Raw genomic sequence first — 20,525 nt, forward strand, 5'->3', positions numbered from 1 at the left:
CTTTAATCAATAAGGAAATAATTATGAACAAACGCATTTTAGTAATTTCATCATTACTAGCTTTAGGCTTTTTAGGCGCTAACGCACACGCAATGGACGTTCACGCGACTTTCAACGAGCTTGATAAAGACAGTAACGGCACATTAAGTGAAGCCGAAGCAGGTGAAGATGCCGTTCTACACGAAAATTTTTTACAAATTGATACTAATCAAGATGGGCAATTGTCGCTAGATGAATTCAAAAAATTTATTCAATAAACTCATTTAATAAGGAACGTGATTATGAAACAACTTATAGCCGCTTTTTCATTAATGTTTTTAGCAATTAGTGCCACCGTAATTGCATCGCCAACAAACGTGCGCTTTGCCCATTTAGATAAAGATATGGATGGACAAATATCAATTGTAGAAGCAAAGGAAGACAAAGAAGTAATGAGACAATTTGCCGACTTAGATGAAGACGGTGATGAAAAAGTCTCAAAAAAAGAATTTGAAAGCTTTAAGCCTTAATGAGTAATTACTGATTAAGCTTTACTTAAGCTTGTTACAAGTAAACTGAATTTAAAAGCATTTGCCATAATCCCTGAGGGAGTGTGTAAAAGGATTTAATGTTGGGAGTTAAATTACGGCAAGTGCTTTTTTCCTTTTTACTTTATTTTAGCCACGAACTTTTAATACATCTTTTGGAAGGAAAACCATGAAGATACTTTCCCTTGTTATAAGCATTTTAATGCTATTAAGTTTTGATGCCGCGGCACTTGATGTAAAGCAACGCTTTGATCACCTAGATAGTGACAAAAGTGGCTATTTAACACACGACGAACTTGATCCCCAACCACAACTTTTAAACACCTTTGTAAAATGGGACAAAAACCAAGATAACCAAATTTCGCTAGTCGAATTTAAAAGTTATCTAACTAACAACCTTTACTAAGTGATTTGTATGAAAAGTATTAGCTATATAACGCTGCTGGCGTTTAGTATTTTTAGCACATTTAGTTTTGCCGCAAGTAACGACATTGCAAAGCAATTTAAAAAGCTAGATAGGAATAAAGACGGTTTTTTATCACGTTCAGAAACCGCTATAGACCCGGCTTTGTGGTCACGGTTTTCAAGCTACGACAGTGACAAAGACGGTAAATTAGCATTAAATGAATATGGCTTATATGCAAGTAAGTAGTTTTATAGCTAGGTAAAAAAACACCTAGCTTATTATATTTATTAATTACGTTCAGGCTTTATCTTTAGAACAATGCGCCAAATACTCTGCATCAGTAGGTTTTGGGCTCACCATAAAATCAATTTTGAGATAAGTTAGAATAGATTGCTTACTCATATTTTCAGTTGTCGCTTTCCAGCGCCATAAACCCACAGCAGCTGCCGCATTATTATCAAACACACCCTCAGGGTAAGACGAGATAACCTTATACCCTTGGGCTTCACCTTGTGAATTAATTAACGTAGCAAGCTCAACACAACCTGAAATACTTCTTTTTGCAGCTTCTATCGGATATCGCGGCTCTACTCTTTTAACAACATCCCAATACTCACCTGCCTTACTTCGCAGTTCAGGACTCGATAAATCAATAATACTCAGCATTTCATCGCTTACTTGTTTATCAGACGTTGAGCTACAGGCTGTCAGTATCATGCTCAAGGGGAGTAATAAATAGAGAGCTTTCATAGCATTTCCTTATTCTGATGCTTATTTAGTTATTTGTAATATTCGTATTAAACTCATACCCATCAGATTTTATAAAGGTTCGATCCAAAATGTTACACACACTGAAGGTAACTTTAAAGTGAGGTAAATAAGTACTTTTTTCAGACCTATAATTTTCACTTTACTTGAAATGTTCATCAGTAGGAGATTTTTTTAATTTTACCTGTTACTTGAAATGTTTCGCCAGCCGGACAATTTTTTAAATATTTTTTACCTACTGGTATTGAATCAATCATGAAATCAATTCTGATATGAGTAAGTACAGGTTGTTTAGCTACATTTACGGCAGTAGGTAGCCAAGCCCATGCACTTAAAGATCTCGCTGCGGCTTCATCAAATAACCCTTTAGGATATGAGGAAATTACTTTATACCCCTGCGCCTTACCCTCAGAATTAATAATAGTCATTAACTCTACACAGCCCGCTAAGCCTTTTTTTGCTGCCTCTACTGGGTATCGTGATTCAACTTTTGTAAAAATACTCCAATAGTCTTTCACCCTATCGCGCAGCTCAACACTTGATAAATCTATATAATCGCGTATTTCAGCATTTGATACATCAGTATGGTTTAGCTTTTCTACACTTTTATCTGCAGTAGGTGTCGATCCACATGCCGCAAGTAATGAAGTTAATGGGAGTAATAAATAGAGGGCTTTCATAGCGTTTCCTTATGCTTTATTGATTATTTTACATACTAAATAATCACATCAATTACCTATTTTGTAAACAGTTAATATAGAGAAAAGCCTTAAAATGAGGTCTATCAATTCATTGGTATTATAAAATCAAGTTTGTTAATGTAAGTAAATTAACAATAAAAATTAAGTAACTATGCCACTCAAAAAAATAATCAAACCACTCATACTAGCCAGCCTTTGCGCTAGTTCTAGTTACACTCTCGCACAAACAAAAGTAATTTATAACGCCAATGGTTATACCCCTTTATACAAAGGTGAAGTACAGCAGTTTTCTACCCTCGTTATTAAAAATGGCAAGGTAGTTAAGCTCGGTAGCGAAACACTTAAAGATAGCTACCCAGATGCCAAGCTAATTGACGCGCACGGTAATACCTTATTACCTGGCTTAATTGATGCTCATGGGCACGTTATTGGCCTTGGCGACAATTTATCGCAACTTGACGTACGCGGCGCAACATCGGTTGATGAAGTAACAAATAAACTAAAAGTATTTGCCGATAACAAACAAGGTTGGATTATTGGGCGAGGTTGGAACCAAGAGCTTTGGGCTGATACACGCTTTCCTACAGCTAAAAATTTAGACAAAGTAGTGAGCGATCGACCTGTGGTTCTTTCGCGGGTTGATAGTCACGCCATTTGGGTTAATTCAAAAGCGCTCGAACTTGCTGGTATTAACGCCCAAACAAAAGCGCCTGAAGGCGGTGAAATAATTAAAGACGAATTTGGCAATCCTACGGGTATTTTTGTAGATAAAGCAGAATCGCTAATTACCCAGCATATGCCAGCCCCTTCAAAGCAAGATATAAGTGACTCACTAGATGCAGCAGGTAAGCATTTATTAAGTTTAGGCATTACCTCTACTCACGATGCAGGTATTGATAAAGCCACATGGGAGGTTTACAAAGAGCGCGGCGACCTTGGTAATTTACCGCTACGTATTGTGGCAATGTTAAGTGCTGCAAGCCCTGATTTAGATACAATGTTAAAGGCAGGCCGATACCACGACAAAAATGACTTTATGGAAATTCGCAGTGTTAAAGTTTACGCCGATGGCGCACTTGGCTCTCGCGGAGCCGCTCTGATTGAAGAATACGCAGACAGACCTGGTCACCATGGTTTAATGCTTGAAACACAAGAAAAACTCGAAGCGCTCTTTACACAAAGCTTTAAAAGCGGCTTTAGCGCAAATACCCACGCAATTGGCGATAAAGCAAATAAAGTAGTACTTGATGCTTATCAAAATGTGTTTAAAAAAACGGGCGGTATATTACTACGTAACCGAATAGAGCACGCACAAATTGTAACGCCTGAGGATATCCCTCGCTTTAAAGCGTTAAAAATAATCCCTTCAATGCAGCCAGTACATGCCACATCTGATATGCATATGGCAGAGCAACGCTTAACTGAAAAACAATTAAGCGGTGCCTATGCTTGGCAAACATTTTTAAAGCAAGGATCGGTTGTTGCAGCAGGCTCTGATTACCCGGTAGAGCTTGCAAATCCATTTGATGGTTTGTATTCAGCCATTACACGCATGGATCATAACAAACTACCTGAAAACGGCTGGCGCGCAAGTGAAGTACTAAGCCGCGAAGATGCATTACGTGCATTTACTCTCGGTGGCGCTTATTCAGCTCATCAAGAATTTAAGGTGGGTAGTTTAGAAAAAGGTAAATGGGCCGACTTTATTTTACTTGATAAAGACTACTTTAAAGTACCTGTTGACGAGATATACAAAACAAACGTACTGCAAACATGGGTAGCAGGAATAAAACGGTACGAAAAAACCAAAACAGAAAATACTATCGATAAATAAATAAAAAGGGTTAACGCAAGTTAACCCTTTTTATTTGTGTAATAAAACATGTTTAGCTAAACATGTTTTTCACATCTTTTAGCATATCGTTGTATTCATCACTTGTGAATAATTGCATAGACGGTATTACACCTTTATCTATGTACGTTTGCAGCGCTGCTGACTTATCAGAAACCTGTAATGTTCCCTCTAAAATAGCGCCTACTCGAATAAAGTCTACGTAACTAACTTTATCAGGTTTGTAACTTGGATCTGCCCAGCTTAGAGCTACATCAACAAACTCTTTAGGAAATTCCCACGCTTGCATAATCGACGAGCCAATTTTTCCACTCAGCTTTTGAATTGCGTGCGCTAAAAAGCTTGGGTTGGCAAACACTTCAGGGTGGCGCTCAGCTTCTGTTAAAATTGGTAATACACCAATATTATAAACAAGCGCAGCTAATGTAATTGAATCACGATTTAATGAAGTGTGTTTATTGTTTTTTAAGTAAAACTCCATGAGTGTTATTGAATGGCTAGCAACGGTTAATGTTTTTTGCCAAGCCTTGCCCATGTAGCCTTTAATTAGCTCATTGTTTGATACAAATAATTGCTCCATAGCCATAGCCGTTGCAATATTTTTAATTTGGCGCAACCCAATGCGAGTCACTGCTTGTTGTAAATTAGATACTTTTACAGAACGTCCCATAATCGCACTATTAGCTACTTTTATCATACGAGCTGAAAGCGCTGGGTCTTGTGAGATTACATCTGACATTTGCATTAAATTCACATCAGGGTTATCTGCAGCTTGGCGAACCTTAATCGCTACTTCAGGTAGCGTTGGTAAAACCAACGTATCGTTATTTATTCTATCGACTAGAATCGTTAATAAAGCGTTTTCTGTAGACATAAAGCTGCCGTCCTTTTGTGTTCAGCCTGTAAAGTAACTGCAAACTCAGGCAGTTAATTTTCGTATTAGTAATATAATTAGTATTGTCTAACTTACCGATAAAGTTAAGAAAATTATAGAAGTTTATTTTTATTTATAATGCTTTATCGCTCATGCTTGCCTTACAACGCCAAATACTTGCTATTTACTATTTAGTTTTGCTTTAATGCACTCACAATTAAGGAAGCGTTTGTACATATTTAGTTTTTTAACTAAAGCAGTACAAATTATTAAACTTACTTTTTAACAGGTAATATAATGATCTTAAATAAAATTAGCCAAGCAATTATGCTCTCTGGTGTCGTTTTTCTTAGTGCATGTTCTGAACAAGCGCCGTCTTCTACCGACAACACAGCCACAGAGCTTGCTCAAAAAAGCAGTGCACAATCAGGCCCTGAGCTTATTAATGCAAATAACCAACGTTTAGATATTTACACCGACTTTAGCTTACAAAGTGATTTATCGCACTTAAGCGATAACCAACGAGCAATGGTTGCAAAGCTTATTGATGCTTCAAAAATAATGGACGAGTTATTTTGGAAGCAATCTTTTGGTGAAAATAAAGATGCGTTTTTAGCAAAGTTAGGTGATGAAAAAGTACGTAAATTTGCCGATATTAACTACGGTCCATGGGATCGTTTAAATGGCGATGAAGCGTTTTTATCCAGCTATAAAGAAAAACCTCTTGGCGCACAGTTTTACCCTGCCGATATAACCAAAGAAGAGTTAAACAATGCAGATGTTGAAGACAAAACAGGCCTTTACTCTGTAATTAAGCGTGATGAGCAAGGTAAGCTTTACAGCGTGCCATATTCAAAAGAATACCCTAATGAGCTTGCAAAAGCCGCTGACCTTTTACGTCAAGCAAGTAAACTTGCTGACGATAAAGAGTTTGCTAACTATCTAAACTTGCGTGCTGATGCCCTACAAAAAGATGACTTCCAAGTATCTGACTTTGCTTGGATGGATATGAAAAACAACCCAGTAGATGTGGTTATTGGTCCAATTGAGACTTATGAAGATCAATTATTTGGTTACCGCGCAGCGTATGAATCTTACGTACTTATTAAAGATTTAAAATGGAGCGAACGCTTAGCTAAGTTTGCCGCATTTTTACCAGAGCTTCAAAAAGGCTTACCCGTTGATGCTAAGTATAAACAGGAAGTACCGGGCTCTGACGCCGACTTAAACGCTTATGATGTTGTTTATTACGCAGGTCACTCTAACGCGGGGAGTAAAACAATTGCAATTAACTTACCAAACGATGAGCAAGTACAGCTAGAAAAAGGAACTCGTCGCCTGCAACTTAAAAATGCGATGCGTGCTAAATTTGATAAAATTTTAGTACCAATTTCAAAGCAGTTAATTGTACCTGAGCAGCGTAAACACATTACTTTTGATGCATTTTTTGCCAATACGATGTTCCATGAAGTCGCTCACGGTTTAGGTATTAAAAATACAATCACAGGTAAAGGTACTGTTCGTCAATCATTACAAGAACACGCAAGTGCGCTTGAAGAAGGTAAAGCCGACATTTTAGGCCTGTACATGATTGAGCAATTACTTAAAAAGGGCGAAATTACAGAAGGAACTATTGAAGATTATTACACGACCTTCATGGCGGGTATATTCCGCTCAGTTCGTTTTGGAGCATCAAGTGCGCATGGTAAAGCAAATATGATCCGCTTTAACTTTTTTGCTCAAGAAGGCGCTTTTTCTAAAAATGAAGAAGGCCTGTACCGCGTTAATATGGAAAAAATGAGCATTGCAATGGCCAAGCTTTCTCGCTTAATTTTAACCTTACAAGGTGATGGCGATTACGAAAAAGTAGATCAACTAATTGCAACGCATGGCGATATAAAAGAAGAACTTGCTGAAGACTTAGAAAAACTAAGTAAAGCAAATATCCCTGTAGATGTAACGTTTAAACAGGGTAAAGAAGTACTAGGGCTTAAGTAGTTTTAGTTAAACTTAGCTAAACCCTAAAAAAGCGTTGCAGCTTAAAACTGCAGCGCTTTTTTTAACGCTGTAATTTGTACATCTGTATACGGCACAGCTGGATACTTACCCCAAATTGGCGCAGGCCAAGCAGCATCAGTAGTAAAGCGTGCAATATGGTGAATATGTAATTGCGGCACCATATTACCCAAAGCCGCTATATTTAACTTATCAGGGCTAAACACATCCATTAATAATTTACTTAGCTTGGCTGACTCTTTTAAATACACAACTTGATCATCCTCAGATAAATCAATTATCTCTTTTAAGTTAGCCTGCCTAGGCACTAATACAAACCACGGATATTGGCTGTCGTTCAATAAAAGTACTTTACACAGTGGCCAATCGGCAAGCTCTATACAGTCGCGTTTAAGTTCTGGCGCTAGTTTAAATTCAGGGTTAGTCATTGTTATGTCCTACTTTGTCTTTAATAATCGCCACTTTATAGCATTTAGTTGCAGTTGCACACGCTTGGCTTTACCATCAAAGCAATATTTATAATAAGCTAAGGCAACCTTGTGCTAAAAAAAATAAAACACCTCTCACTAGCCCTCCCATTAATGGTTGGCGCTATTAGTGTTCAAGCAAAACCTTTATCGTTGGAGCGTATTTTTGACGATCCGAGCCTTTCAGGTAAATCACCTGTACAACTTAAATTTTCGCCTGACGGCAGCCGTGTAACTTATTTACAAGGCAAAAGCGATGACTACAACCGTTACGATTTATGGGAATACAATCTAAAAGATAACACCAACCGTGTGCTAGTTGATTCGGCAAAGTTATTTTCAGGCCCAGAAAACCTATCTGATGAAGAAAAAGCACGCCGCGAACGCCAACGTATTTTTGGTAAAGGCATATTAGAATACAAATGGTCTAAAGACGGTAAAGCACTTTTATTCCCACTTAACGGCGACCTTTACTATTACGATTTAGCCTCTGCTAAAAGTAAAAAACTAACCGACACTGAAACATTTGAAACCGATGCACGCTTTTCACCTAAAGGTAACTACGTATCGTTTATTCGAGAGCAAAACCTATTCGCTTTAGAGCTTGAATCAGGTAAAGAGATTCAGCTTAGTAAAGATGGCGGCGGCGTAATTAAAAACGGCATGGCCGAATTTGTAGCTCAAGAAGAAATGAGCCGCATGACGGGTTACTGGTGGTCAGGTGATGAAACTAAAATTGCCTATACCCGCGTTGACGAAACCCCAGTAAAAGAAGCTATCCGTAACGAAATTTACGCTGATGAAGTTAAATTATTTAATCAACGCTACCCGTTTACAGGTACCGATAACGTAAAAATTCAACTCGGTGTGGTTAAGCTAAATGATCAAAAAGTAGATTGGATTGATTTAGGTAAAGATGAAGACATTTATATCGCGCGTGCTAAGTGGCTAAAAGACGGCAATACACTGTCTTACCAATGGCAAAATCGCTCGCAACATAAATTAGAGCTTCGTTTTTATAACAGCGAAACTAAAGTCCAAAAAGTAGCATTAACCGAAAACAGCGAAACGTGGATTAACTTACATTTTGATCTTGAGTTTTTAAAAGACAAAAAACATTTTGTATGGGCATCTGAGCGCGACGGTTTTAAACACTTATATCTGTATCGCACAAACGGTCAACTTGTTCGTCAAATCACCTCTGGTGATTGGGCTGTTGATAGCTTAAAAGGTATTGATGAGAAAAAAGGCATTGTTTACTTTGCCGGTCGAAAAGATACACCGCTTGAAAGCCATTTATACAGCGCGCCTTTATTTAAAAAAGGCGATGCCAAACGTATCACCGAAAAAGGTCAGTACCATAATGTTGTGCTAGCAAAAGACAGCAAAACCTTTATCGATAATAGCTCGTCTGATAATAAACCAAACTCAGCAGCGCTTCGTAAAGTAAACGGCGAATTTATTACATGGCTTGAAGAAAATAAGCTTGATAGTAACCATCCGCTTACTCCTTATTTAAGCGACTTAACAAAACCAGAATACGGCACAATTAAAGCCGAAGATGGCCAAGTTATGCATTACCGTTTATTTAAGCCTAGCAACATTAGTGATGGCAAAAAGCACCCTGTTATTGTTAACGTATACGGCGGCCCGCATGCTCAACGAGTGACGAATAGCTGGCGCAGTAAAAACTTGTACTTTCAGTACATGGCGCAACAAGGTTACGTAATTTTTCAACTAGATAACCGTGGTTCGTACAACCGTGGTAAAAAGTTTGAAGATGCTATTTATAAAAACCTAGGCGTGGTTGAAGTTGCCGATCAAATTAAAGGCGTAGAGTTTTTACGTACACTTGATTACGTAGACCCACAACGCATCGGTGTTTATGGCCACAGCTACGGCGGCTACATGGCACTTATGACTATGTTTAAAGCAGGCGATTACTTTCAAGCCGGCGTATCGGGTGCTCCTGTAACCGATTGGGCTCTATACGATACGCATTACACAGAGCGTTATTTAGGTCACCCTGATACGAATGCTAAAGGGTATGAAGACAGCGCAGTATTTCCATATGCTGATGGCTTAAAAGGCCCATTAATGATTTACCATGGAATGGCTGACGACAACGTGCTGTTTACTCATTCAACTAAATTGTTTAAACAACTGCAAGATAACGAAAAACAGTTTGAAATGATGACCTACCCAGGCTCTAAGCACAGCCTACGTGGTAAACAAGTGCAAACACACTTACATCAAACAATTACAAACTTCTTTAATCGTCATTTTGATGTTAAATAAGCAAGTAAAGTAATAACAGACTAAAGGCTGATTGATAAATCAGCCTTTTTTTTGCATTAATGGGCGTTAAGCCTAGATTAAACTCTTTTTTTAGCTACGCTTATTCTATGCGCTAAAGCGCACACTTTTTGAGGATAAATGTATGCCTAGTCTACGTAGTTTTAGTATATTCCAACGTTTCTCGCTGCTCATAGCTATTGTTGTATTTGGGCTTATAGCGCTTAGTGTAGCCAGCCTAACTCACCAATATAGCTCTCTTAAAAACGAGCAGTACCTTAAAACACAAAATGTAGTAGAAACTGCGTACAGTATAATCGAGCACTTTTATGACCTTGAGCAAAGTAATTCACTTACTCAACAACAAGCTCAATCGCAAGCACTTAATGCAATAAGAGCTCTGCGCTACGACAAAACCAATTACTTTTGGATTAACAATTACCAGCCAAAAATGGTTATGCATCCTATAAAACCTGCGCTTGAAGGAAAAGATTTAACCAATAATAAAGACCCTGACGGCAAAGCATTGTTTGTTGATATGGTTAATATAGTTAAACGCTCTGGCGAGGGATTTATTCCTTATAAATGGCCAAAACCAGGTAAAGAAAAACCAGTTGAAAAAATCGCATTTGTTAAAGGTTTTAATCAATGGCAATGGATTATTGGCTCAGGTGTTTATCTTGATTCAATTGACGAAGCATTTAGCGAGCAACGTAATCTAATAGTCGTCAGTGCAACAATTATGATTATTGCTGTTATTTTACTTAGCTACTTTATAGGCAAGAGCATTTTAATACCTACTCGTTTAGCAGCCGATATGATGAAAGATATTTCACAAGGTGAAGGCGATTTAACTCGTACATTAAATGAATCCGGTAACGATGAAATATCTGAACTATCACACTCATTTAATTTATTTGTTTTAAAAATGCGAGAGTCTCTTGTTCATGTATCACAAAGTGCAAACGATGTAAGCGAACATGCGCATACAGTTGATGATTCAAGTAGAACAAGCCACTCGTTTATTGAGCTTCAAAACGATAGCTCAACCCAAGTTGCAGCTGCCATGGAGCAAATGACTCACCAAATACATGATGTAAGCCGTAACGCCGAAGCCGCAGAGCAAGCAGCTAAAGATGCAGCACAAAACGCATCAACGGGTAAAAATGTGGTTGCGCAAACAATTACAGCAATAGAAACACTCTCAAGCAACATAGAAACAGTCAGTCGTGTAACAGAAGATTTAGCCAACGAGAGCCATAATATAGGCTCTGTACTTGATGTAATAAGAAGCATCTCGGAGCAAACAAACTTACTGGCATTAAATGCTGCCATTGAGGCTGCTCGCGCAGGAGAGCATGGCCGAGGATTTGCTGTTGTTGCAGATGAAGTAAGAACACTGGCCAGTCGTACAGGCCAAAGTACCGACGAAATTCAAACCATGATCACTAAACTTCAAGAAGGTGCAAAAGCAGCAGTAGAAGCAGTTAAATCAAGCCAAGCACTTTCAGTTTCTACCGTAGATCAGGCGTCATCAGCCAATACTTCACTTAATGAAATAGAACGACTTGTTTCAATTATTACCGAAATGAACAGCCAAATCGCACGCGCCACAGAGCAGCAAACTCAAGCTGCCGACGAGGTTAATTTGCGTATTAATGAGCTATCTCAATCAACTGAGCAATCATTAAATAATACTAAACAGCTTACCGATGCCAGCGATAATCTTAAACAAAGTAGCCAAGAGCTTTCGAGCGTAGTTAATCGTTTTAAATTAGATTAATCGATACCGTTCTCATAAAATGCAAAAAGCCCTGAATTAACAGGGCTTTTTTATTGCATGTAAGTTTTTAGCTTACAAACAGTAACGTGCAAACAAGCTCGTTACTGATGCAGCCGTTGGCTTGCCATGCTGCCAATCACCACCTTCAACACCGCTTCCTGCAATGTCCATATGCACATAAGGCAAAGGTTGTGCAGAGTCGTTACCGTGCTTATCAAGCCCACCAACAATAGCCATAAACGCCATAGGGAACTGATGTCCACGCGCAGTAACTGCAGATGCTGCGTTATTGCTCGAGAGTACGTCGTCTGCTAGCGTGCGTGGTTTAATAAAGTCGTAATCTTCACGGCGAGAACGCGATACTTCTGCGCCATCGGCCCACAAATCTCCAAGGTCAGCTATTTGACGTGAAACACCAGCGCTACGAGCTGGACCATTTTCAACATACGCACCGTAAGGACCCATTGCACGTGCCGCGTGACCCGTTAATGTAGCTACAGTAAATAACGTTGGGTTTATTTCGCCTTTAGCTAAATCTTTCATTTCGCTAAGCAGGTCGCCCATTGCTAAGCGCCCTTCTGCATCGGTATTACCAATGCGTACACGGATACCTTCGCGGCTAGTAATAATTTCATCTGGCACAAAACAATCCGAGCCAATAGAGTTACGAACAACAGCCAAGTACGATACTACTTTAACGCCTTTAGGCTGATAATCCGCAACGGCTTTCATAAAGCCCGCAACAGAAGCTGCGCCACCTTTATCGCGACTCATGCCTGCCATATGACCACCTACTTTTAAATCTGCACCGCCTGTATCGTATACAAGACCCTTACCTACAAACATAAGTGTACGAGTAATTTCGCCCTCTGGTACATATTCAAGCTTAACAATACGTGGGTGATGGCGCTCAACTGCATACGATGCACGAGCAACAGTGCTTAGCATTGGGTAGTTTTTATCAATAGCTGCAATATCATCAATTACGTCAACCGCAATGTTTGAGCCTTTAAATAAATCAACGCAGTAATCAGCAAAACGTGGTGGAGCCATACGCTCAGGTTCGGTGCCACATAAGTCACGCGCGGCATATTGGCCCGCAGCAATTGCATTAACAGCTTTAATTGTTTGCTCGCTTGCGCCAACTAAACCAATTTGAGTAATAGGTTCAATACTTTCACCGTGATATTCACGCGCTTCTAATGGCTGCCATAAGGCTTGGCAAGCGCCTAAATAAGCAACTTCTAAAGCATGCTGATAACGGCTATCGCCATTTAAATTTGGTAAAAATAATGCAGGGTTAACACTACCCGACGCTTTTGCTTCGTTAATCGCTAATTTAGCAGCATCAAAATAACGGCGAACATCGTCGTAATCTCTATTTAACGGACCCGTTGGCGCAAGTACAACGCGTTTGTTTTCAATCAATAATAAAGTAACTTGTTTACCAATACGAGAATCAACTTTTGCTTGGTCTAAAATAGCATCACGTAATGAGTTATTTGGTAATAGAGAAAAGTCATCACTAATAATAATAAGCGCATCATGAGATGTGCATTCAAGGCTTGCACTAGCCGCTTGAGGGTATGCCATAAATAAAGTCCTGTTAGAAAACATAAGCCCCTATTATCGTCGATTTAAATATTGAAGACCAGCAAGGTGCGATGGGCTAATTATACAACCTGCCAATAAATGGCAACTTGGAGTTACAGGCTTTACAGCTTAATCGAGAATACTAAGTTGAAAGTTTTGTTCTGGCTCGCTTTTAATACCAACGCCTATGCCAAGTAATCTTACAGGTTGTTGTAGCCCTCGTTGGTAGGCCTTAGTAAGGAGTTGAATAAATATTTCTGTGTTTAGCTCGTGGTATGCCTGATCGGCTGAGGTCACTACAAAATTTGCAAACTTCACTTTAACACTCAGCTTATTAATACGGTTTTGTAATTGCTGTTTATTAAGCCTTAAAACTAATTCGTCTAACAATTTTGGCAGCTCATCTAAGCACTCTTGCAAACTTGTTTTGTTGTATTCGTAGGTATGCTCAACACTCAGCGACTTTCTGATGCGATCTGTTGATACTTTACCAACATATTCACCTGCACATTTTTGATAAAGCGACACACCAAAATTACCCACATGTTGCTGCATCCAGTTAACGCCTTTTTCACGTACATCCTTGCCGGTATATAAGCCTTTTAAATTTAGCTTTTCGAGCGTTACTTTACCCACCCCCGGAATTTTCCCCAGCGGTAATTGCGCTAAAAAGTCATCAACCTCATGAGGCAAAACGACAAATTGACCATTCGGTTTTTTTTCGTCGCTGGCTATTTTGGCAATAAATTTAATCGGTGCAATGCCTGCTGATGCAGTGAGCCCGGTGGCATTGTAAATATCGGCTCTTATTTGCTGTGCAATAAGTGTAGCACTGCCTTTACAAGCGGTGCTGTCTGTTACATCTAGGTAGGCTTCGTCTAAAGAAAGAGGTTCAACTAAATCTGTGTAGCGGCTAAATACTTCACGTATTTTATTTGAAGCTTCTTTGTATACAGCCATGCGCCCTGGGACAATAACTAAATCGGGGCATAATTGTTTAGCATGATAGTTCGACATAGCCGATCGCACGCCATATTCTCTAGCTATATAGTTAGCGGTTGAGAGCACGCCTCGTCGGCTATTGCCTCCAATAGCAAGCGGTACACATGCAAGTTTTGGATTATCTCGCATTTCTACTGCTGCATAAAAGCAATCCATGTCTATGTGAATAAACTTCTTCATCACCACAACAACAATAACTGGTTATTTATACAGTCATTATTATAGAATCAAATGTGATAAGCAAGCCTAGGGCCTGTTTATCTTTCGAGGTTAAATTTGCAGCAGTATGTTTGGTATTTAGGCAAGGCAGAGCCTATGTAGTGTGGTTATTCCCCATAAATAGGCGATAACGTAGCAAAAATGCCAAACATACGCTGCCCGAAGGGTTCTGCCTAGGGGCAATTTACTCTTTGTTGCTCGGTTTTTACTTAGCCCACTAGGTCACAAACCTCGCGCCGCGATTAAATAGCCCCTAGATTGAACAAATTTTAATCCTGAAAGGTCAACAGGCCCTAGTTAACGATTAAAAAAAGTGTTTATTGTCCTCTGATCTCTTATAACCACGTAGCCAATACATAACCTCAAATAAAAATCCTGCCAACATTAAAATGATAGCGCCAGATTCATTCCCCATCGCGTAACAGGTAAAAGAGGCTATAAAAACCAAACAAGCTAAGGACCAATTAATTATATTCTGCATATTTTTACCTTTGTGTGTGTTTGTGTTTGTCTGTGTTTGTCTGTGTTATTTAACTGTAGACCTAAAATTAAACAGGTACAATCATCTTATAAAAAAACATGCCATTAATTACCTTGAGCTCGTAACCCCATGTTGATAATCTAAGTACTTTAAAATTAAGGGCCAATAAATAATGCAAACGTTTAAAGATCAGCACCCTATCCATACCGACATCACCGTAGCGTGGGCTGATATGGATGCACTACAACACGTAAATAATGTAGTGTATTTACGTTACTTTGAAATAGCCCGAATCGACTTCTTAAATAAAATAAATCTGTTCGATACAATAAGCCCTAATGGCGTGGGCCCGGTAATAAGCGAAAATAACATTCGTTATAAACGCCCAGTTACATTCCCAGATACGCTTACAGTCGGTGTTACTATTTCTGATATAAAAACAGACCGATTTGTTATGAATTACACCGTATTTAGTCACGCACAAAACGCTATAACAACAACAGGCACTTCAAAAGTGGTTATGTTTGATTTTGAAACAGGCCAAAAAGCCCTCATTGCAGAGCCTCTTTTATCGGCGTTAGTTAGCTACTCTCAAGACGAGCAATAAGGAATTCTCATGCAATACAGCCCACTTGGCAGCAGTGGTATTAACGTTTCAAGAGTATGTTTAGGCAGTATGACTTGGGGTAAACAAAATACTCAAAGCGATGCTGATGAACAAATAGCCTACGCGTTAGAGCAAGGCGTAAACTTTATTGATACAGCCGAAATGTATGCAGTACCGCCCTCTCCAGAGACCTATGGTAAAACTGAGGAAATTATTGGCGATTGGCTATCGCGTAATCAGCAAAAGCGCAGCGATGTGGTACTTGCTACAAAAATTGCAGGCAATGGATTATCGTGGGTACGTGATGGTGGCAATATTACGCGCCAAACGGTAATAGAAGCCGTAGACGATTCACTTAAGCGCCTTAAAACCGACTATATTGATTTATATCAGCTGCATTGGCCAAACCGCTCTACCCCGCACTTTGGCAGACAATGGCCCGGCACTCTTAAATTTACCGACGTAAATACACAAGAGCAGCAAGCTAGTATGCTTGATATTCTAGAGGGCCTTAATGAATGTGTTAAAGCAGGTAAAATTAAGCACTGCGGTTTATCTGACGATACGCCATGGGGTATAAGCCAGTTTTTAAGTTTGGCCAAAGAGCATAACTTACCGCGTATGGTATCTATTCAAAATGAGTTTAGTTTAGCGCACGCTAAAGACTGGCCGTATTTAATAGAGCAATGTGTACACGAAGATATTGCCTACTTACCGTGGTCGCCTTTAGCGGCTGGTTTATTAACGGGTAAATACCTAAACGGTGCTCGCCCAGAAGGTTCTCGTTGGACCTTCATGCAGCGCAACGGTATTTTTAGAGATACACCAAATGCAGAGCAAGCCACTAAGCAGTATGTTGAGCTGGCTCATGCAAACAATATTACTCCAGCACAACTAGCACTCGCATGGTGTAACCAAGTAGATGGCGTAACCTCTTCAATTATTGGTGCAACAAGCATAGCCCAATTAAAAGAAGATATTGATGCATTTAACATCACGTTAAACGACGAAATTCTTAGTGAGATTAACACTATATTTAAAAACTATCCTATGCCTTATTAAGCATGTACCAGTTAAAAGCAGCCTTGAACAAGGCTGCTTTTAACTAAAATATTTGACCCTACTACAACCAACACTATACTTTAATTAAGTTTTCTTAATTCAACGAACACTTATCAATGCTGAGAAACGGATACTATGCATTTTGTCTATTAATTGTATTTAACGCGCATGCTGTTGAACAAAAATTACAGCCTCTAGAAGAAATTATTTGGCTGCAAAGTTACACGCCCCCTTTTCATATAGCTAAAAGCGAAAGTGCACCACAAGGCGGTATTTGCGACAACCTAACCGAGCAACTCATTAGAACCATAACAGATGTAAAACATACCCGCTTAATTGTCCCTCAGCAGCGTATAAATAAATATTTAAGTGAAGGAAAAAACGTATGCTTCCCGTGTGTTATTTATAAAAAACATAATAACCAACTACTTAACTACTCAAATCCAACAACGGTATATCCCCCATTTTCAATTATCACGACTAAAGAGCTAAAGCCCAAATTAGAAGAAAAGCACGGCTCGCCTATTCACCTTATTAATTTATTAACCGACCCGCAATACGTATACGGGCAAGCTGCTGCACGTAAATTTACAACTAAAATTAATACAATTATTGAAAATACAAAACGAGATAAAGAGTCGTCGTTAAGTTGGAGCAGTGAGAACGAAAGTCAGGCTGTTATAGCACGCTTGAGTCACGGCTTTTTAGACTACTCAATTGATTACCCGTTTATGGCCGATTACTTTAATAAACAAGGAGAATATACGAATATAGAGAGTGTACCAATAGAAGAAAATGATGTTCAATTTATAAGAGGAGCAATAGGCTGTGCGGCTAACGCCCCCAATAATTTTGCAGAGCAAGCGCTTAAAAAAATTAACCGTTCACTAAAAAACAACGTACTACAATCACCTGAGTACCAACAAAGTCAGCATGCTTGGCTTAAAACTACCTTTACCGACTTTGATAAACACTACCAACAGCAAGTCATTAATTTTTACTTACTTTCCACTGATGCTCAAGTAAACACTGATCGTTAGCATAAAGTGCAACAGCAAAAATACTTTTAGCCGTTACCTCACCTACGCCCGAAGGTGTGCCTGTCATTACTACATCACCGTCCTCGAGGCTCATAAATTCACTAACCTCTTGTAAAATCGAGTCAGGATTATGTAGCATAAAATGAGTATCACCTCGCTGAATCACTTCATTATTAATTTTAAGTTCAAACGTAAAGTGTTTCATTGCATCAGTTAGCGCTACAAAATCAGTTAAAATTACAGAGCCGTCGAACGCTTTAGCGCGCTCCCATGGAAGTCCTTTATTTTTTAATTTACTTTGCACAGTACGCTTAGTTAAATCAAGGCCGAGTCCAACCCCTACAAATTTTTTATTTTTAACTACAAAACATAGCTCGGTTTCATAATGCAGTGTATCGCCGTTATGAGCCGCAAATAACGTATTTGTAATCGCGCTATTTGGTTTGTTAAATAAAACCATTTGATCTGGTGTTTCGTTGTTTAGCTCTGCAATATGTGCGGTATAGTTTCGACCAACACAGACTACTTTTGATGGTGTTAATTCTTCAGATACTAACTTTATTGAATACATATAAATAATGTCTCAGTTATTGGACCTGTTGACCTTTCAGGATTAAAATTCGTTCAATCTAGGGGCTATTTAATCGCGGCGCGAGGTTTGTAACCTAGTGGGCTAAGTAAAAACCGAGCAACAAAGAGTAAATAGCCCCTGGGCAGAACCCTCGGGCAGCGCATGTTTGGCATTTGTGCTACGTTATCGCCTATTTATGGGGAATAACCACACTACACAGGCTCTGCCTTGCCTAAATACCAAACATACTGCTGCAAATTTAACCTCGAAAGATAAACAGGCCCTAGCTAATAAGCGTTTCAAGTAAGCTCAAATTAATAGGTTTAAGTAAAACTCGGTCAATATTTAAATCTTTTATTTCTCTAGGGTCTGGCTCTGCGCCACTTACAATCACCAAGCGTAGCTCTGGATATCGCTCATTAATTTGCTGGCCTAAATCAATGCCACGCCCATCGGGTAAATGCATATCTAGCAATACCTTATTAAATTGCTGGTCGTGATTAAGTATTTGCAAACATTGTGCGCAGCTAGACGCAATGACGGTTTCAACACCTAAGCTTTCTAAAAGTAGCTGCGTAATTTGCGCTGCATCGTGATCGTCCTCAACAAGTAAAAAGCGCTGCTTTTTCTCGGTTAAGCCATTGCTACAATTTATATCTTTAGCTTGCGGTGCATGCTCTGGCGCTACCAAATAATCTTGCAAACTTTGGTATAAAGCCGCGCTATCAACAGGTTTTGGTATTACATCGTTAAAGCCTAGTGCAGCAAGCTCCTCATGTATGCCTTTCATAGTAGCGGCAGTGAGCGCGATTATTGGGCCTTTGTAACCCATTTTTCTAAGCTCTATGGTAGCTTCCTTGCCGCCCATTACAGGCATATGAATATCAATAAAAATAATATCGTAAGGCGCTTTATACGCATCTGCAATACGCACTTTTTCAAGCGCTTGTTGGCCATGTTCGGCATAATCGACGCGCGCACCACAAGTACTGATCATATGACCAACTAGCATGCGTAAATCACGTAAATCATCAACTACTAATACTCGCCCATGCACTTTGCATGGAGCCGATTTACTTTGTAGTTGCGGCGCACTACTAAAATTAAGTACCTGTCGTTCTACTTCGCTAATATCACCTGGGTAAACCGAAATAGTAAACGTAGAGCCTTTGCCAATTTCAGAATGCAAACTAATATCACCGTGCATACGTGCTAACAATTCAGCACATATTGCCAAGCCTAAGCCTGCGCCGCCTACAGAGCGTGATTCTACATCAGCTATTTGTTCAAATGGCTTAAATATCAGTTCTTGTTTTTCAGGGGCAATGCCCATGCCTGAGTCTTTAATGCTAAAAAACAGCATTTCGGTATCATCAACCCATTGCGTCCACGCATTAACAACAATTTCGCCTTTATCGGTAAATTTAACTGCATTGTTTATTAGGTTTATTAAAATTTGGCGAACTCTTGTTGCATCCAGTCGTGCAACCAAAGGCAATGGCTGATGAGATTCAAAGCGCAGCGTAAGGCCCTTATCTAGCACCGATACGCGCATTAGCGTGTATACATCGGCAAGCATGCTATCAAGGTTAACTTCGCTTAGGGTCAGCTCCAGTTTATCGGCGGCTATTTTAGATAAGTCGAGCACATCGTTTAACAGGCTCAATAAATGTTTACCGTTTCGATAAATAACACCTAGTTCATTTTCTGCTTGCTGACTGAAGTCGCTCTGCATTAACAGTTCGGTGTAACCTAAAATAGACGATAGAGGAGTACGTAATTCGTGGCTTAGATGAGCTAGAAAGCGGTCTTTTGAGCGATTTTCGGCTTCGGCTTTTAAACGCTCTACTCGCTCACCTTCAACATCTTTACGAGCAAGTGCATAGCGAATAGCGCGCGCAAAGCGGCTCGAACTCATTTCTGTTTTTATTAAATAATCTACTGCACCGGCATCAAGCGCCGCCGAGTCTAACTCGTCGTTTGACTGCCCGGTAAGCATAATAATTGGGCCGCTAAAGCCATTAGCAATGGCTTCTTTTAGTACATCTAAACCATTAGATGCACCCAAGCGGTAATCAAGCAGGCAAATGTCGTGCTCATTTTTGCTAAGCGTTGCAATTGCCTGCTCTGGGGAACTTATCCATTGAATGTTAAACGTGTGTGAATCCAATTGGTCCAGATAGTCGCAGGTGAGTATGTAATCATCTTCATCATCTTCTACAAGCAGCAACTGAGTCACTTTATCTAACATACAATCTCCA

19 protein-coding genes are annotated in these 20,525 nt (G+C 39.4%); 11 read left to right on the top strand and 8 right to left on the bottom strand.

All coding sequences use genetic code 11. The features are described 5' to 3' along the window. The first annotated feature begins 23 nt into the window (after window positions 1-23). From I6F43_RS04275 to I6F43_RS04290, 4 genes are all read left to right on the top strand, one after another. Window positions 24-257, top strand: coding sequence for a cag pathogenicity island protein Cag25 (locus I6F43_RS04275; protein WP_007581561.1), 234 nt, complete (start codon window positions 24-26; stop codon window positions 255-257). A 24-nt stretch (window positions 258-281) separates the two neighbouring features. Next, complete coding sequence (locus I6F43_RS04280; RefSeq protein WP_007581559.1) at window positions 282-509, top strand: hypothetical protein; 228 nt, start codon at window positions 282-284, stop codon at window positions 507-509. 187 nt (window positions 510-696) lie between these two features. Then, entirely contained in the window at window positions 697-933 is a 237-nt protein-coding gene (locus I6F43_RS04285) for a hypothetical protein (protein WP_007581558.1), read from the top strand. A 9-nt stretch (window positions 934-942) separates the two neighbouring features. Continuing rightward, the gene (locus tag I6F43_RS04290) at window positions 943-1,179 is read left to right on the top strand and encodes a calcium-binding protein (RefSeq protein ID WP_024598659.1); all 237 of its coding nucleotides are present in this window, start codon (window positions 943-945) and stop codon (window positions 1,177-1,179) included. A 51-nt stretch (window positions 1,180-1,230) separates the two neighbouring features. Here I6F43_RS04290 and I6F43_RS04295 read toward each other — a convergent pair whose 3' ends face one another. Further along, window positions 1,231-1,683, bottom strand: a complete 453-nt coding sequence (locus I6F43_RS04295; protein ID WP_197101165.1) for an energy transducer TonB — start codon at window positions 1,681-1,683, stop codon at window positions 1,231-1,233. A 176-nt stretch (window positions 1,684-1,859) separates the two neighbouring features. Further along, a complete protein-coding gene (locus I6F43_RS04300) occupies window positions 1,860-2,381 on the bottom strand; it encodes an energy transducer TonB (protein ID WP_101163424.1) in 522 nt (173 codons plus the stop codon). A gap of 172 nt (window positions 2,382-2,553) precedes the next feature. Between I6F43_RS04300 and I6F43_RS04305 the strand changes: the two genes are divergently transcribed. Further along, window positions 2,554-4,236, top strand: coding sequence for an amidohydrolase (locus I6F43_RS04305; RefSeq protein ID WP_197101167.1), 1,683 nt, complete (start codon window positions 2,554-2,556; stop codon window positions 4,234-4,236). 52 nt (window positions 4,237-4,288) lie between these two features. On the opposite strand, the gene I6F43_RS04310 is transcribed toward I6F43_RS04305, so the two are convergent. Then, complete coding sequence (locus tag I6F43_RS04310) at window positions 4,289-5,128, bottom strand: HDOD domain-containing protein (RefSeq protein WP_024590070.1); 840 nt, start codon at window positions 5,126-5,128, stop codon at window positions 4,289-4,291. 297 nt (window positions 5,129-5,425) lie between these two features. Between I6F43_RS04310 and I6F43_RS04315 the strand changes: the two genes are divergently transcribed. Next, window positions 5,426-7,126, top strand: coding sequence for a dipeptidyl-peptidase 3 family protein (locus I6F43_RS04315; protein WP_197101169.1), 1,701 nt, complete (start codon window positions 5,426-5,428; stop codon window positions 7,124-7,126). Between the two features lie 41 nt (window positions 7,127-7,167). Here the strand turns inward: I6F43_RS04315 and I6F43_RS04320 are convergent, their stop codons facing one another. Further along, a complete protein-coding gene (locus tag I6F43_RS04320; protein ID WP_197101171.1) occupies window positions 7,168-7,572 on the bottom strand; it encodes an HIT domain-containing protein in 405 nt (134 codons plus the stop codon). 111 nt (window positions 7,573-7,683) lie between these two features. Here I6F43_RS04320 and I6F43_RS04325 point away from each other — a divergent pair, with 111 nt between their 5' ends. Together I6F43_RS04325 and I6F43_RS04330 are read left to right on the top strand one after the other, a co-directional pair. Further along, entirely contained in the window at window positions 7,684-9,909 is a 2,226-nt protein-coding gene (locus tag I6F43_RS04325; RefSeq protein WP_197101173.1) for a S9 family peptidase, read from the top strand. A gap of 142 nt (window positions 9,910-10,051) precedes the next feature. Beyond that, window positions 10,052-11,689: a methyl-accepting chemotaxis protein gene (locus I6F43_RS04330; RefSeq protein WP_197101175.1), complete on the top strand. Its 1,638-nt coding sequence runs from the start codon at window positions 10,052-10,054 to the stop codon at window positions 11,687-11,689. A gap of 72 nt (window positions 11,690-11,761) precedes the next feature. On the opposite strand, the gene I6F43_RS04335 is transcribed toward I6F43_RS04330, so the two are convergent. Further along, window positions 11,762-13,282: a M17 family metallopeptidase gene (locus I6F43_RS04335; protein WP_197101177.1), complete on the bottom strand. Its 1,521-nt coding sequence runs from the start codon at window positions 13,280-13,282 to the stop codon at window positions 11,762-11,764. 129 nt (window positions 13,283-13,411) lie between these two features. Next, window positions 13,412-14,464 carry a DNA polymerase IV gene (gene dinB, locus I6F43_RS04340; RefSeq protein ID WP_197101181.1) on the bottom strand — a complete coding sequence of 351 codons (1,053 nt, stop codon included), beginning with the start codon at window positions 14,462-14,464 and terminating at the stop codon, window positions 13,412-13,414. A 692-nt stretch (window positions 14,465-15,156) separates the two neighbouring features. On the opposite strand from dinB, the gene I6F43_RS04345 reads away from it, so the two are divergent. The 3 genes from I6F43_RS04345 to I6F43_RS04355 all read left to right on the top strand — a co-directional run bounded on the left by I6F43_RS04345 (window position 15,157) and on the right by I6F43_RS04355 (window position 17,693). After that, entirely contained in the window at window positions 15,157-15,591 is a 435-nt protein-coding gene (locus tag I6F43_RS04345; RefSeq protein WP_010553137.1) for an acyl-CoA thioesterase, read from the top strand. A 9-nt stretch (window positions 15,592-15,600) separates the two neighbouring features. Then, a complete protein-coding gene (locus I6F43_RS04350) occupies window positions 15,601-16,653 on the top strand; it encodes an aldo/keto reductase (RefSeq protein ID WP_197101184.1) in 1,053 nt (350 codons plus the stop codon). Between the two features lie 116 nt (window positions 16,654-16,769). Further along, window positions 16,770-17,693 carry an ABC transporter substrate-binding protein gene (locus tag I6F43_RS04355; RefSeq protein WP_197101186.1) on the top strand — a complete coding sequence of 308 codons (924 nt, stop codon included), beginning with the start codon at window positions 16,770-16,772 and terminating at the stop codon, window positions 17,691-17,693. Here I6F43_RS04355 and I6F43_RS04360 read toward each other — a convergent pair. Together I6F43_RS04360 and I6F43_RS04365 are read right to left on the bottom strand one after the other, a co-directional pair. Continuing rightward, window positions 17,644-18,264 (bottom strand): fumarylacetoacetate hydrolase family protein, encoded by a 621-nt coding sequence (locus tag I6F43_RS04360; protein WP_197101188.1) that lies wholly within the window; start codon window positions 18,262-18,264, stop codon window positions 17,644-17,646. The two genes, I6F43_RS04355 and I6F43_RS04360, sit on opposite strands and share 50 nt — an antisense overlap. 283 nt (window positions 18,265-18,547) lie before the next feature. Beyond that, window positions 18,548-20,515 carry a hybrid sensor histidine kinase/response regulator gene (locus tag I6F43_RS04365; RefSeq protein WP_121953936.1) on the bottom strand — a complete coding sequence of 656 codons (1,968 nt, stop codon included), beginning with the start codon at window positions 20,513-20,515 and terminating at the stop codon, window positions 18,548-18,550. Window positions 20,516-20,525 lie beyond the last annotated feature (10 nt).

Origin of the sequence: Pseudoalteromonas sp. NZS71_1 (assembly GCF_015864305.1) — a bacterium.
GTDB classification, from domain to species: domain Bacteria; phylum Pseudomonadota; class Gammaproteobacteria; order Enterobacterales; family Alteromonadaceae; genus Pseudoalteromonas; species Pseudoalteromonas arctica.

Coding starts and splice junctions, on each gene's coding strand:
- I6F43_RS04305 (WP_197101167.1), top strand. CDS start 2,554: ATGCCACTCAAAAAAATAATCAAACCACTCATACTAGCCAGCCTTTGC.
- I6F43_RS04295 (WP_197101165.1), bottom strand. CDS start 1,683: ATGAAAGCTCTCTATTTATTACTCCCCTTGAGCATGATACTGACAGCC.
- I6F43_RS04285 (WP_007581558.1), top strand. CDS start 697: ATGAAGATACTTTCCCTTGTTATAAGCATTTTAATGCTATTAAGTTTT.
- dinB (WP_197101181.1), bottom strand. CDS start 14,464: ATGAAGAAGTTTATTCACATAGACATGGATTGCTTTTATGCAGCAGTA.
- I6F43_RS04275 (WP_007581561.1), top strand. CDS start 24: ATGAACAAACGCATTTTAGTAATTTCATCATTACTAGCTTTAGGCTTT.
- I6F43_RS04335 (WP_197101177.1), bottom strand. CDS start 13,282: ATGGCATACCCTCAAGCGGCTAGTGCAAGCCTTGAATGCACATCTCAT.
- I6F43_RS04315 (WP_197101169.1), top strand. CDS start 5,426: ATGATCTTAAATAAAATTAGCCAAGCAATTATGCTCTCTGGTGTCGTT.
- I6F43_RS04320 (WP_197101171.1), bottom strand. CDS start 7,572: ATGACTAACCCTGAATTTAAACTAGCGCCAGAACTTAAACGCGACTGT.
- I6F43_RS04300 (WP_101163424.1), bottom strand. CDS start 2,381: ATGAAAGCCCTCTATTTATTACTCCCATTAACTTCATTACTTGCGGCA.
- I6F43_RS04345 (WP_010553137.1), top strand. CDS start 15,157: ATGCAAACGTTTAAAGATCAGCACCCTATCCATACCGACATCACCGTA.
- I6F43_RS04310 (WP_024590070.1), bottom strand. CDS start 5,128: ATGTCTACAGAAAACGCTTTATTAACGATTCTAGTCGATAGAATAAAT.
- I6F43_RS04365 (WP_121953936.1), bottom strand. CDS start 20,515: ATGTTAGATAAAGTGACTCAGTTGCTGCTTGTAGAAGATGATGAAGAT.
- I6F43_RS04360 (WP_197101188.1), bottom strand. CDS start 18,264: ATGTATTCAATAAAGTTAGTATCTGAAGAATTAACACCATCAAAAGTA.
- I6F43_RS04330 (WP_197101175.1), top strand. CDS start 10,052: ATGCCTAGTCTACGTAGTTTTAGTATATTCCAACGTTTCTCGCTGCTC.
- I6F43_RS04355 (WP_197101186.1), top strand. CDS start 16,770: ATGCTGAGAAACGGATACTATGCATTTTGTCTATTAATTGTATTTAAC.
- I6F43_RS04280 (WP_007581559.1), top strand. CDS start 282: ATGAAACAACTTATAGCCGCTTTTTCATTAATGTTTTTAGCAATTAGT.
- I6F43_RS04290 (WP_024598659.1), top strand. CDS start 943: ATGAAAAGTATTAGCTATATAACGCTGCTGGCGTTTAGTATTTTTAGC.
- I6F43_RS04350 (WP_197101184.1), top strand. CDS start 15,601: ATGCAATACAGCCCACTTGGCAGCAGTGGTATTAACGTTTCAAGAGTA.